The 14048-nt window shown below is 43.2% G+C and carries 12 protein-coding genes; 5 read left to right on the top strand and 7 right to left on the bottom strand.

The window, feature by feature from the left end:
- Window positions 1-85: 85 nt before the first annotated feature.
- Complete coding sequence (locus BR06_RS0115860) at window positions 86-907, bottom strand: ABC transporter substrate-binding protein (RefSeq protein ID WP_031484808.1); 822 nt, start codon at window positions 905-907, stop codon at window positions 86-88.
- Window positions 908-981: 74 nt separating this feature from the next.
- A complete protein-coding gene (locus tag BR06_RS0115855) occupies window positions 982-1710 on the bottom strand; it encodes an amino acid ABC transporter ATP-binding protein (RefSeq protein ID WP_031484807.1) in 729 nt (242 codons plus the stop codon).
- Window positions 1711-2170: 460 nt separating this feature from the next.
- Between BR06_RS0115855 and BR06_RS0115850 the strand changes: the two genes are divergently transcribed.
- On the top strand, window positions 2171-3625 hold the full coding sequence (locus BR06_RS0115850; protein ID WP_031484805.1) for a sigma-54 dependent transcriptional regulator: 1455 nt from the start codon (window positions 2171-2173) through the stop codon (window positions 3623-3625).
- Window positions 3626-3942: 317 nt separating this feature from the next.
- On the opposite strand, the gene serS is transcribed toward BR06_RS0115850, so the two are convergent.
- Together serS and BR06_RS0115840 are read right to left on the bottom strand one after the other, a co-directional pair.
- Window positions 3943-5223 (bottom strand): serine--tRNA ligase, encoded by a 1281-nt coding sequence (gene serS, locus BR06_RS0115845; protein ID WP_031484803.1) that lies wholly within the window; start codon window positions 5221-5223, stop codon window positions 3943-3945.
- 91 nt (window positions 5224-5314) lie between these two features.
- The gene (locus BR06_RS0115840; RefSeq protein ID WP_235727741.1) at window positions 5315-5722 is read right to left on the bottom strand and encodes a hypothetical protein; all 408 of its coding nucleotides are present in this window, start codon (window positions 5720-5722) and stop codon (window positions 5315-5317) included.
- A gap of 238 nt (window positions 5723-5960) precedes the next feature.
- On the opposite strand from BR06_RS0115840, the gene BR06_RS0115835 reads away from it, so the two are divergent.
- From BR06_RS0115835 to thpR, 4 genes are read left to right on the top strand one after another with little or no spacing between them, the layout of a single operon-like run.
- Window positions 5961-6680, top strand: a complete 720-nt coding sequence (locus tag BR06_RS0115835) for a substrate-binding periplasmic protein (RefSeq protein ID WP_031484799.1) — start codon at window positions 5961-5963, stop codon at window positions 6678-6680.
- Window positions 6681-6737: 57 nt separating this feature from the next.
- Window positions 6738-7214, top strand: a complete 477-nt coding sequence (locus BR06_RS0115830; protein ID WP_031484797.1) for a CinA family protein — start codon at window positions 6738-6740, stop codon at window positions 7212-7214.
- Window positions 7215-7228: 14 nt separating this feature from the next.
- Window positions 7229-8467 carry a carbohydrate porin gene (locus BR06_RS0115825; RefSeq protein WP_084154201.1) on the top strand — a complete coding sequence of 413 codons (1239 nt, stop codon included), beginning with the start codon at window positions 7229-7231 and terminating at the stop codon, window positions 8465-8467.
- A 29-nt stretch (window positions 8468-8496) separates the two neighbouring features.
- Entirely contained in the window at window positions 8497-9063 is a 567-nt protein-coding gene (thpR, locus tag BR06_RS0115820; RefSeq protein ID WP_031484793.1) for an RNA 2',3'-cyclic phosphodiesterase, read from the top strand.
- A gap of 82 nt (window positions 9064-9145) precedes the next feature.
- On the opposite strand, the gene BR06_RS0115815 is transcribed toward thpR, so the two are convergent.
- The 3 genes from BR06_RS0115815 to BR06_RS0115805 form a co-directional block, all read right to left on the bottom strand.
- Window positions 9146-10513: a trypsin-like peptidase domain-containing protein gene (locus BR06_RS0115815; RefSeq protein WP_031484792.1), complete on the bottom strand. Its 1368-nt coding sequence runs from the start codon at window positions 10511-10513 to the stop codon at window positions 9146-9148.
- Window positions 10514-10525: 12 nt separating this feature from the next.
- On the bottom strand, window positions 10526-11374 hold the full coding sequence (gene htpX / locus BR06_RS0115810; RefSeq protein WP_031484790.1) for a zinc metalloprotease HtpX: 849 nt from the start codon (window positions 11372-11374) through the stop codon (window positions 10526-10528).
- A gap of 159 nt (window positions 11375-11533) precedes the next feature.
- Complete coding sequence (locus BR06_RS0115805; RefSeq protein ID WP_031484788.1) at window positions 11534-13852, bottom strand: cache domain-containing protein; 2319 nt, start codon at window positions 13850-13852, stop codon at window positions 11534-11536.
- Window positions 13853-14048 lie beyond the last annotated feature (196 nt).

Raw genomic sequence — 14048 nt, 5'->3', positions numbered from 1 at the left:
TGATTCAATTTTATTAAAAATGACGGGACCGACACTATGTATCGATCCCGTCTGATCTCGCTATTACGTGAGACTGATGAACCTGCTAAGGCCAGAGTTCAATCTTTTCAGTCATTGGGAAGTAGTACTTAGTATCAGGTCCGTACCATTTGTCATAAATCTTCTGGTAAGTTCCGTCGATCCAAAGATCCTGGATTGCAAAGTTAACAGCATCACGCCACTTTGAATCGTCCTGTGGAAGACCGATACCGTAAGGCTCGTTGGAGAAGAATTCACCTACGAGTTCAAACTTGCCGGGAATCTGTGCAGCATATCCGAGAAGGATTGTGGAATCAGTGGACCATGCATCAACACGTCCCATCTGGAGAGCCTGAAAACACTCAGATTCTTTCTGGAAGGAGATAACTTTCGGTGCTGGATCGCCAAGCTTCTTAAGAGCAGCTTTAACGTTGAGCTCTGAAGTTGTGCCCTGCATGGTAGCAATTCTTTTGCCTACGAAATCTTTAAGGGAAGTGAACTTGCCTTTAGGAGCAAGCATCTTCTGTCCGTCGAAGAAGTAAGTGATAGAAAAGTCAATGGACTCATCACGTGAACGTTTGTGAGTCATATTGGAAACTGACATATCGATACGACCCTGCTGCAAGAACCCGATACGAGTTTTGTTGCTGACAGGAACTTTATCAAGTTTAACGCCGAGTTTTTTAGCGATTGCTGCTGCGATATCAACGTCAAATCCAACCCATTCTTTCTTTTCATTGTAGAAAGCACCGGGGATGGAGTCTGTCATGATACCAGTACGGACAACTTTGTCCTTCATTACTTTATCATAAGTTGCGCCAGCAAAAGCGGATGCTGCGAAAGCCATAACCAAAGAGGCCGCGAGGGCCAGAGTCACTAATCTTTTCATCTTTTTCTCCTGCTTGAAATATAAAAACAAAGATATAAAAAGTGCGGTCACCGACAATTGGAAACCGCTTTCATCTAATGTGAGAGAATTTTGCTGAGGAAGAGTTTTGAACGATCATGCTGCGGATTGTTAAAAAACTCATCCGGCGTGTTTTCTTCAATTAAAGACCCTTCGTCCATAAATATTACCCTGTCGGCAACTTCACGGGCAAAACCCATTTCATGTGTAACACAAACCATGGTCATCCCTTCGCGGGCAAGAGCTTTCATTACATCCAGAACTTCATTGATCATTTCTGGATCAAGCGCGGAAGTTGGCTCATCGAAAAGCATGATATTTGGACGCATGGCCAGACCGCGCGCAATGGCGACACGCTGCTGCTGTCCGCCAGAAAGCTGTGAAGGGTAATCGTTAGCTTTATCAGGTATATTAACCTTGGAAAGCAATTCCATTCCCAGTTCTTCGGCATCCCTATGTTTCATATTGCGGACCATAGTCGGCGCCAGCATTACGTTTTCCAGGACTGTCATGTGCGGATACAGGTTGAACGACTGAAAAACGAATCCAATCTCTGCGCGAAGCAAAGGCAGGTTCACCCTCGGGCCGTTAACATCAACCCCTTCTACAATTATCTCGCCTTCCTGAATTGGTTCAAGACGATTAATACAACGGATCATGGTGCTTTTACCAGAACCGGAAGGGCCACAGACTACAACTACCTCACCCTGCTTGATATGAATATCAAGATCACGAAGGGCGTGGTAATCACCGTAATATTTATTGACGTTGTTAAACTTTATCACTTTTGTATAACCTGTTGAAAAAATTGTTCTGAAACTGAGCCTGACGAATTATCAAATGGTTAAATTTTCAGCAAGTATTCACTTATTTTAATTTAACACTATTTTTTTTGCATTTTGCAGAGTTTAAAAGCTACAAATTCATCATTACGGCAAAATAAGCCTATTTTTTACTGCAATCCATCAATTACTACATAAACGAAGATTTCGTTAATCGGAATTTAATTCAATTTATTTGCGTTTTCATTAGAATACTACCGTTTTATCAGCAAGATAGAAGAAAGGGAAAAATATTAATTTAACTTAACATTCAATCTCACACCTCAAACATGGCTATTTTAAAGGGTCAAAAAGACATTAACAGCAACTATACACTCTCTTCAAACTAAATTTTAATCACTTTTATCAATTTCTATATTATATTGGAGTTGAAAAGGTTTCCACTTACAGCTATGAAATCAACATGCCTGATAATACTTTACTATTCATAGCCGAACCCCAATCCGTAACTTCTGTCTTTTCACCCCTAAAAGAAGCAGGATTTCAGGCTGGCCTTGCCGACAACCTTGCCGGAGCCATAAACTTTATTAAAAAATCTAAGCCGTGTCTGATTTTTACCAGACCGATTATGCAAGGATATTCAGCTCAAGCCTTATTAGCTGAAGCTGTTAATATAGAAAATTTTCCACCTGTAGTGATTTTTTCCCGTAACGGATCAGCCGACGAAGCTCAAAAATTCCTTGAGCTTGGAGCTAGAGACTATTGGCTCGAGCCTCTTTCATGGGACAAGATTCAATTAATGCTCCCTGAAAAGCGTCACCCGGACCAGCCTCTTCCAGAAGAAGTCACTTCCAAAGCTCCTTCAGAAGGAACGCAAGGACGCTATCAAGTCATCGGTAACCATCCGGCAATGCTCAGGGTCCTCGGCCTCGCAAAGCAAGTTGCTAAATCAAAAGCGACGGTTCTTATCTCCGGTGAATCTGGAACAGGTAAAGAAATGTTTGCCAGATTCCTGCATCATCATTCAGACAGAAACGACAAAGCCTTTGTCGCCATTAACTGTGCCGCCCTTCCCGAACATCTTCTTGAATCTGAACTTTTCGGGCACGAAAAAGGATCATTCACAGGCGCAATAGGCCGTAAACTAGGTAAATTTGAACTCGCCAGTGGCGGAACCATTCTGCTGGATGAAATAACCGAAATGGAACTAGGCCTTCAAGCTAAGCTTTTACGAGTGTTGCAAGAAGGGGAAATTGACCGCGTTGGCGGAGTTGAAACCGTAAAGGTTGATGTAAGAGTTCTGGCTACGACCAACCGCAATATTGAAGGTGCCGTTAAAGACGGTACGTTCAGGCAGGATTTATTCTACAGACTAAACGTCATCCCGCTAAAATTGCCTGCCCTCGGTCAACGCGGTGACGACATCATGCTGCTCGCACAATTTTTCGTCGAGAAATATTCCAGCGAATACAGCCTACCGCCCCTCGCATTTTCAGGTGAAGCTAAAACTTGGCTCCTTGGATACGAATGGCCCGGAAATGTCCGCGAACTACAGAATCTTATGGAAAGAGCGGTTCTCCTTGCAGGCGCAGGCCCTATCGAGTCCAAACATTTCTTAAATGATCCCGAAGCGTGGATGCCGGATGAACAATTCCAGCCAGCAGATCCATCAGGCGCTCCCCTCTCTCCTGCGGGTTCCGATCCAAATATTGATTCCGCACCGACTAGCGGAACGGCTCCAGTCCCAAATACAAATTTCGATGTGATGCCTATTTCAGAGATGGAAAAACATCTCATCGTAAAAAGTCTCGATAAAACCAGCGGCAACAGAACCAAAGCCGCAGATTTGCTCGGAATATCCGTGCGAACCCTGCGCAACAAACTTAATGAATACAAGAAACAAGGACTTGATTTATAAGGCTTGGTTTGAGGATTGGGCGGTTATTGTTATGCCTCCGGCGGCTTAAAACCTTTTGGGAAAAGGTTTGTTCCACTGTCCGCATCCCTAAGATTAGCTAAAGGCAGCTCACCTAAGGGCTGAGGCTAAGAATTCCAAAACTTTTTAGTTGGGGTGGGCTAGGTTTATAAGATATGAAAGTTGCTGTTTAATAAGAAACGCCCCTTTGATTGCTCAAAGGGGCGTTTTATTTTGGAATTTTTGTGCTTCGTATTTAGAAGAGGCGTGGGGTTTCGCTATTTAGACGTTTGAAGCTTTCGCGTTGGCATTTTGTCCTTTTAGCTCTCAGCCGTAATAACTTCTAAGCCGCCCATATATGGGCGTAGAGCTTCTGGAATTACTATTGAGCCGTCTGCTTGCTGATAGTTTTCAACTACAGCAACGAAAGTACGACCTACCGCTAAACCAGACCCATTAAGAGTATGCACGAATTGTGCTTTCTTAACGCCCTTGGACTTGAACTTAATGTTTGCTCTGCGAGCCTGAAAGTCTCCGCAGTTTGAAACAGATGAGATTTCGCGGTACTGATCCTGACCGGGAAGCCAAACTTCCAGATCGTAAGTTTTCGTTGATCCAAATCCCATATCTCCAGTACAAAGAGTAATTACTCTGTAATGTAGATTGAGTCTCTTAAGGATTTCTTCTGCATGAGAAGTCATCAACTCAAGTTCATCGAAAGATTTATCAGGATGAGCAAAACGTACCATTTCCACTTTATGGAACTGGTGCTGACGAATTAAACCTTTTGTATCTTTACCGTACGATCCAGCTTCAGAACGAAAACATGGAGTAGCGGCGCAATACGCAACTGAAAGCTCAGTTTCATCAAGGACTTCATCTCTATGAAGATTCGTTAGCGGGACTTCTGCTGTTGGAATCAAGAAATATTCTGAATCCTCAAGCTTAAATAAGTCTTCTGCAAACTTAGGTAGCTGTCCTGTTCCATATAATGAATCGCGATTAACAATATATGGTGGAATGATTTCAGTATAGCCGTGCTCTATTGTCTGAATGTCGACCATGAATGAAGTCAACGCTCTTTCAAGCCTTGCACCCCATTTACGCAGAACAGCAAAACGAGCTCCTGTGAGTTTAGCTGCGCGTTCAAAATCAACGCCGCCAAGTTCAACAGCAAGATCCCAATGCTCGCGTGGCTCAAAGTCCATTACAGGCTTCTCGCCCCACACTCTTGTAACAGGATTATCAGCTTCACTTGAGCCGAGTGGTACTGAATCATCCGGAATATTAGGAACAGATACGAGCCAATCATGTTCTGCGGCTTCAATATCTTTTAAATCTTCATCAAGAGCTTTGATCTTACCTGAAAGCTCACCCATACGGGCAATAATTTCATCAGCGCTTCCGCCTTCGCGTTTGATCTTAGCAATATCACCGGACGTGGTGTTTCGTTCGGCCTTCAGCACCTCAACTTCCTGAAGAAGTTCTCTGCGCTGCCCATCAAGCCTTTCAAACTCTTTAACATCCAGCTTTGAATTTCTTTTTTCAAGGCTTTCACGGACTACGTCCAAATTATTACGAACAAATTTTAAATCGAGCATTTAGTTCTCCTCATATAAATCATTGCCCCTGCTGTAACCAATGTCGGCACACTAATAAAGGGGATTTTTAATCAAGTTCTGACAAAAACATTTAAAGATCATCTATTCCCATCAATTTATTGGAGTGAACGCACCAAATATTTACGCAAAGTCCAACAAATAAAAGCAAGGACATCATGCTCCCAAACCAGCATGCGGCAAACACAAAAACAAAGCCGGAAACAAGACCAAATATTTGCAATCCCTTTTTCCAGCCCCACGGAGAAGCAAGCCACATCCGTTCTGTATCAAGGATTTTTTCAACATGTTCAAAAGGGGGTGTCGGATCGGGAAGCTTTCTTAGGGACCCGATAAAACCACCAGCCGCAATCAAAAATATAAATATCGAATGTTCCCATAGTGCCAATAAAAACGCACAAAATGACAACACCTCCAGAATCCAGTTCCAGTGGCCCTGATGGCGCTCCCAATAAAAATCAATACATTTTCTTAATTTCATTGATCTACTTAACACCAATTTAAAAATAAAAAGCCAATCTAAAAACAACCCGCACATAAAATAACAGAAACAGTCTCAATTAAGTATGCCCTATCACTTTCCATAGCAAGTATATGATGATTCCAGTTCCTGACCAGTTACCATTTACTTTTCAATATGTCTTTTGTATGCAATGTATTAGCATAAGGAAAAGAAAAAACAGCCACTTTGTTAAGCATAAACTGGAGATCCTTCAAAGATGCGCTATCTAGTATTACTTATCATCTTAAACTTCCTATTCACAATGCCTGCTGTTGCTGGAACTACAAGCATGTCGTTTACTACGGGCGATCCCCTAAATGACAACAGAACTAAAGCAATGGAAGAACTGCTCACAATATGTTTCGAGCGGATGGGCATAAAAATTGATGTCATGCCGATGCCATCTGAGAGATCTCTTTATAACGCCAATGCGGGCACTCAGGATGGAAACTTTCTGCGCACTGAAGGAATTTCCAAATCATATCCAAATCTTATCAAAGTTCCAGAACCATTCTTCGCGAACACGATTGTAGCATTCTCCCATAATAAAAATATCAAAATTGACGGCTGGAAAAGTTTACTACCTTACCGCGTGGCATGGGTTAAAGGTTGGAAAAATTGTGAACGTGAGCTTAGCACAGCCAAATCAGTTACCCAGGTCAGGAATGAAAAAGCGCTATTTTTATTCTTGGAAAAGAAACGGGCTGATGTAGGTGTTTTTGGGTTGCATACAGGCTCAGTGATGCTCAAAAAATTAAACATAACCTCTGTCTACCCTCTATCTCCTGCAATAGTCGTAAGTAATTTATACCTATACGTTAATAAAAAGCATGCCTCCATGATCCCACAAATAGTCAAAACTATTAAAGAAATGAAACTAGACGGGACATTCGGAAAAGTTATAAATAAATTCAATCCAACGCCTCCAATTAAATAGCTGAAACGGCCCCCTTTCCCTCTTTAAATACTGTTCAAATCAGTATAGAGTTACTAAATGAAAAATATCGTACCCCAAATCGGGAATCTTCTTGTCGCTAAAAAGTGGACGATGGCAACCGCCGAATCTTGCACAGGCGGCCTAGTGTCCGCTACTCTAACAGATTTTTCAGGTAGCTCCGCCTGGTTCTCAGGGGCCGTAGTTGCGTATTCTAATGAGGTTAAAATGTCGCTTCTTCACGTCCCTAAACCTATCATAATGAAACATGGAGCTGTCAGTGAACCTACAGTCAGAGAGATGGCTGAGGGGGTATGCAAGACAGTCGGTGTTGACGTGGGAATATCTTTATCGGGAGTTGCAGGGCCTACGGGCGGTACTCCTGAAAAGCCTGTAGGAACCGTTTGGATGGGCTGGCATGTTGGCGGAACTACATATTCAGAAAAATTTTTATTCTCCGGGGACCGGATGAGCGTAAAGCAGCAGAGCCTGCACACTATATTAGAACGTCTCTTAAACATCCTTCAAAAAAGCTGAATCGGTAACCATCCATGACAAGAATTTGCTCCCTTGTACTGTTATTTGTTTTGATACCATCCATATGTCTCGCTTACACATCCAATAATCTCCACAAACAGCTCGACCTGTATGGGCGCGCTCACGAGAGAGAAATCGGATTCATGGATGAGTTCAAAGAGACTTGGAGAGAAGTTCAAAATGCCACCGGCCCCCTAACAGTGGATGGTGACGTACTTGCTTACTGGCAGGGATACTCCGGTGCGACCATTGACGGTGATGACAAAGACAGTAAAAACTATCTCGCGGTTAAGGCTAGGCTACGCGTGAACTGGGACCCTACTGAAAATGGGCATGTATTCATACAAATGCAAGGTGGACGAGCCGACACCTATAACAATCCAGTAAACCGTGGAATGGTTGCAACCCCTCTGAACTCACTGGCATCAAGAACCACTGCGGGCGGTCAAGTTTCAATTTCAGATGTTTTATACACCCAGCATTTCGGGAAAGACAAATATTACGTAACTCTCGGCTGGTCTGAACCCGAAGCCTTTATTGATGAGAACCGCTTTGCCGGTAGTGGGCAGACTCAGTTCACAAATACAATATTCAATAACGAGCCTATTTTTGATACTATAGATGAAAATCACCCCATTATTGCCTTCGGATTCAGCCCTGCAAAAATATTTAAGATGACTCTTCTAGCACAATCGACTAGCAAATCTGTTCTTGAACGGAGTGAACAGAAACAAGGATTTGAGAACCTTACCGATGATCCTTTTCTGGGCGCTCAGTTTACGTACTCACCTTCCTTCGGAAACTTACCGGGGAACTATCGCATTTTCGGCTGGACAAACACCTACACCCAGCCACGGCTTGATGAAAACGGAGAATCCGCGAACTGGGGATTTGCCTTTAACATGGACCAAAATCTAACCGAAGACTTCGGTGTCTTTGCGAGAGTAGGAAAGGGCAACGGAGCTGTTAACAACATCACCTGGAGTTGGTCAGTCGGCACTAACTGGCAGGGCTGTCTTCCCGGTAGGGATGCGGATGTTTGGGGCGTAGCGGCAGGTGGAGTGCAAGGCAACAAGCACACCACCAACAAGGATATGGAGTTACACTATGAAACCTTCTATGAGATTAAATTAAATACTAATTTCTCCATCGTCCCGGATTTAACTTATGTCTCGAATTCTATGGCAAATAATGGTAACGATGACATTGTGTTCGGAATGTTGAAATTTTTCTTTTCTTTTTCCACACCCTGATCATAACTACCCTAACAGGTTGGGATTACATGCAAAATATACGAACATTTATTGCACATCCAGTTCCAGAAGAATGGAAAAACGTGCTTTTAGAAAATGCTGAACTGCTAAATGAAGGATTACAATCCAAAGTTGCGTGGGTAAAACCTGAGAACATGCATTTCACACTAAAATTCTCTGGCGACATTCCAGAGGACGCAATCCCTCGCATAGACCCCGCGCTTAGGGCAATTCAGTTTAATCCATTTGAAATAAGCACAGGGCCAAGCGGTTACTTTCCTTCTCCTACAAAGCCACGAGTTATCTGGGCCGGCCTTGACTGCGGTTCCAAAGAAATATGCGACAATGCTCTTGCTATTGACAGTGCTCTTGCGTCCTTAGGATTTGCGAAAAACACCAAACCTTATCACGCCCATTTGACCCTCGGCAGAGTGAAAAAGCTGGCAAAAGACAACTGGGCGGCATTATCAGAAAAGATAAGTAATCTGGCTCTTCCAACTACTACCATCAGTGAGTTCGCTCTATACCAAAGCGAGCTGACACCTGCCGGCCCCATTTACACAAAACTTAAAACGTACACGGGCCGTCTGGATTAATTGACGGCATCCCCCCTCTACAAAAGTAAAAGCTCACATATTTAACGTATGTGAGCTTTTTTATGTTTAATGTTCGTCTATATTACGACTTCAGCTTAACATGATAGTAGTTTCTACCGCGCTGAATTTTCATGAGCACATTTCCGTTCAGACGATATCGCAAAAATGAATCGAGAAAATCCTGCTGTGAATTAATCTGACGATTTCCAACCTGATGAATCTTGTCACCGGCCTTAAGGCCTAGTGTCGCAGCGGGACTATTTGATTTCACTTCTGAAACAAGCATTGCACGACCACGGCTATCCCTCTCTGTGGCTATGCCCCATTTGGACCATGCAAAGTTTTTTACCTGCTGAGATTCAAGAGATTCAGGACGCACTTTTACTTTTATTTTCTTATTTCTGTGCAAGACCTCAAGGACAACATCACTACCCCTAGTCTGTGAGCGCAAAATAGAAACGTATCCGTCCTTATCCTCAATCTCTATTCCGTTCATGGAAAGAATAACATCACCCGGAGTAAGTCCAGCTTTCTCAGCCGGCATACCTCGATAAATGTCACTCACAAGCAAACCGGAAACACGGGGAAGGCCGAAATAATTAGCGGAACTTTGATCAAGATCCTGTCCGCTAAGCCCAAGCCATACCGGTGAGACCTTGCCTGAAGCCAAAAGCTCCTTAACTACCCGCTTCGCCCTATTAATAGGAATGGCAAACCCAATCCCTTCCGCACGGGCCTGCATAGCAGTATTGATGCCGATCAGCTCACCCAAAATATTTAATAACGGCCCACCACTATTACCGGGATTAATTGCTGCATCGGTTTGAATAAAATCAGTGAAAGAGCCATCATTAGATTTAACCGTCCGTTTCAAAGCGGACACGACTCCGGTTGTAACGGTGTGCGTGTAACCGAAAGGATTACCAATCGCTATAACGGTTTCCCCGATGTAAATATCAGAGGAATCTCCCATCTTAACCTGCGGCAAACCTCTAGCGCCTTTTATTTTCAAAACAGCCAGATCGAAATCGGCATCAGAGCCAATAATTTCAGCATCAAATTCTTCACCGTTAATCATTCTGACTTTAATTTCACTACCACCCGCCAGCACATGAGCATTGGTAAGTACAAACCCTTTGCTGCCGTTGATAATAACACCCGAACCGGTACTGGTTGAACGAAACTTGCGCTTCTGCATACCGGACCCGCCATCAAAAAACTGCTCGAAAGGATCTCCGCCCCTGAACAATTGCGCAAAAGGGGAAACCCCGCGCTCGACAATTCGAGTAACTGTAATATTAACAACTGCGGGCGAAGTATTCTGCACCGCCCGAACAACAGGAGTAACTCGCAAGTTCTCCCCTCCGGCACTTAGTGCGGGCAAAGCGGACACTGCAAGAACAGCAAAAACACAAAGAAGCTGTGATATATTTCTAATGACTAGATTCATAATTAACTGGGATTAAAGGTTACGGGACATCTCCATCAACCGCGCAATACGCTCTTCTGTCGAAGGATGTGTGCTGAACCATTTTGACATACTCGCACCGCTGAATGGGTTGACGATAAACATATTCTCGGTTGCGGGATTTGCGTCCATAGGAATATTGCGGACTGTTGCATCCAGCTTATAAAGAGCTGAAGCAAGAGCCTTAGGATCACGGGAAATTCTAGCTCCTGTGGAATCAGCCAGATATTCTCTGGAGCGCGAAATTGCCATCTGAATTACAGATGCGGCAATAGGTGCGATAATAGCGAGCGCTATTGCGGCTATCGGGCTTGGACCGTCTTCATCATCACTGCCGAATCCGAAAAGAGTTGCCCACTGCAACATATTTGCAATCATCATAATTGCCCCGGCAAGGACAGCCGCAACGGACTGAATCAAAATGTCACGATTAGCAATATGACCGATTTCATGAGCAATAACTCCGCGCAATTCTTCCGGAGTAAGAATGCGCATAATACCACTTGTGATCGCAACCACCGCATTCTCAGGATTTCGGCCTGTGGCAAAAGCATTAGGAGAATCTTGATCTATTACATAGAGCCTAGGAGCCGGAACGCCAGCATTGGCGGCAAGCTCCTGAACCATCTCAAAAACTTGCGGAGCATCGTTCCGTGAAAGCTGTCTGGCTTTATACATTTTAAGCACAATCTTATCTGAGTACCAATAACTTCCCACATTCATAAACATAGCAATTCCGAAGGCAAGAATAAGCCCTGTGCGTCCGCCCATCATTCCACCGAGAAAAAGAATAATCGCGGTAAGAGAAGCGAGCAGGAAAAATGTTTTAATCTGACTGGTCATAAAATAGATCCCTCACTGATTTTATATAAACATAACCGCCGCATATTTCGTTTTGAAAGTGCAGCAAAATTTCCACAAAAGTAAATACCGCGCTGAAAAACGCGGTATTTAAAAGATATTTATTAATACCAAACCGTCAAGAGCAGAAAACCAATCAAATTATTCTGCCACGATATCCAAAGGAAGCTTAATAATGAAAGCTGTCCCTTCGCCCGCTACACTGGTGCACGAGATCGAACCGCCAAGACGGCTGGTCACTAAGTTGTAAACAATACTCATACCCAGACCGGTTCCACCTCTTCCTCTGCGAGTAGTAAAGAACGGCTCAAATATCTTAGCAACATTTTCACTACTCATTCCTTTACCATCATCACTATAACCCAACTGAACATAATCAGCTGCAACCTCGGCCCGTATGGATATATTCCCAGCCTCAACTCCATCAAACCCGTGTATCAAAGAATTGATTATCAAGTTCGAAAAAATCTGCATAAATGCACCGGGCCATGTGTTTAACACAAGATCATCAGGGCAGAATATATTTATTTTATGCTGCGTTCTTTTGTACTTGGAGCGTAAACTTAGCAATATTTCGTCGAGATAAGCGTGCAAATTAATTTTACGTCTATGCCCGGAAGTCTGGTCAACGGCAACCTGCTTAAAGTTACCTATCAGTTCAGCGGCCCGATGCAAATTGACCATGCTGGACGAAGTTGCCTCTTGAGCAATCGACATGAACTTATCCAAATCAGATTTGCGAAGTTCACCATTGTTAATTTTTCCAACAATCCCATTCAAACGCTCTTCCATATAGCTGATACTTGTTACGCTAATACCAATGGGAGTATTAATTTCATGCGCAACACCGGCAACGAGATCACCTAGCGCAGCCATTTTTTCAGATTGAATCAACTGATTTTGAGCATTTTCCAATCTATCCAGAGACTCCCGCAGCTCACTGGTTCTCTCTTCAACCTTATCTTCAAGTTCCGCATTTAGATCTCGCAATTGATCCTGAACCATTTTGAGTTCGGTAATATCGCGTCCTTCAGCAATCAGATAAAGTATATTCCCCTGTACCCCTAAAGCAGGCTTCAGCGAAAAGTCTATGTACCGAACCTCTCCCTCTGCGGGGCGAGTCGCAATTTGTCTACGAATAGTCTGTCCGTCAGCTGCCCGCCGGATTCCATCCTGAAGCATTGGAATTAAAGCCTTAGGCTCCTGCCACCATGGCCCTTCCCAAAATGGCTTTCCGAGCACTTCCTCACCTTCAACTCTCCAGAGAGCAAGAGCAGCGGCATTAGCCTCAAGAAGGGTCCCATCAATAGAGAGTACACCCATAAATTGCATGGACTGGTCAAACACGCCCTTGAACATTGCTTCGCTTATGGCAAGTTGTTTTTCAGCCTTTTTCAAGGCAGTAATATCATGCCCCTCGAGTATCAAAAAAAGGACTTCTCCTCCCGCATTAAAGACAGGCTTTATGGAAAAATCGACAGTAACTTTATTTCCGGATGTATCAAAATGAGTAGCAACATCATGGCTGATTTCACCATGTGCTGAATTTTTAATAAACTCTTTCAGTCTGGACTGAATAGCCACAGAATGATCCCACCATGGCGTATCCCAACAGTATTCTCCAATAATCTCATCAGCAGCCACATCTACTAAATCAAGTGCGGTCTGATTCACCATCCAAACAACACCCTCAGGGCTAAGAACTCCCACCATCTGAAAACTATTTTTAAAAACTCCTTCAAAAAGTGCCTCAGTCTCTTCAAGCAACTCTCCGGCTTTTCTACTTTGAACTATTGAGTACACTGAAAGGAGTAAAATCACTGCGAGTATAGCCAAAGTTAACATGACCAGCGTTCTATTCTGAGCTTCTACCTCAGCATCAACATCCTCAAGATAAAGCCCTGTCCCGATTATCCAGCCCCAAGGTTCAAACCTTTTAACAAATGAAAGTTTCGCATACTCAGTCCCCGGCTTATCTTTCCACTGCCAATAATATTTCACATAACCTTCGCCATTTTTTTCCGTAATATCTCTCATGTTTTCAAAGAGGCGATTACCTTTCAAGTCTACGAAGTTTTTTAAATCTTTCCCATCGAGCTCGGGTCTATAAGGATGCATAACCATACGGGGTGTATAATCTGTAATCCAGAAATAGTCTTTATTTTGAGGACCGAAGCGCAATGAATACAAAATTTCAGAGCCTCTCTTCTTAGCCTCTTTAGTTGAAATAAGCCCCTCTCGCTCCTGTGCACGGATATGCCCCAGCATGCTAGTTGCAACCTGCGTCATGTAACGCATAGAATCCTTCTTCTGATCTATCATTGCTTCGCGAACTGCCGGCATATGCACAAGAAACAGAACAATACAAAAAAGTATCATAGAAGTAATAGTAGGAATGGCAATCCTGAGCCATACAGGGATCGATTTCCCCGAAGATATACCATTTTTCAAAAGCTCCATTACTTCCTCCAAGCTAAAAACATATCAATATAATTTCAAATTCTATTATGACTCTACACTAAATTCTTGCTCTTATACAAGCAACAAGACAGGCAGAGCATAATGGTTTCTTAGATAAATGTGCCTAAAATAACCCTCCGTAAATATTTTTTTAATACTGTAAAAGAATGACTTCCATCATTTTAAATGATAAATA

Origin of the sequence: Maridesulfovibrio frigidus DSM 17176 (assembly GCF_000711735.1) — a bacterium.
In the GTDB taxonomy this organism is placed as follows: Bacteria; Desulfobacterota; Desulfovibrionia; order Desulfovibrionales; family Desulfovibrionaceae; genus Maridesulfovibrio; species Maridesulfovibrio frigidus.
Note: the sequence above shows the minus strand (reverse complement) of the source record. Positions and strands in the feature narration are given on the sequence as shown.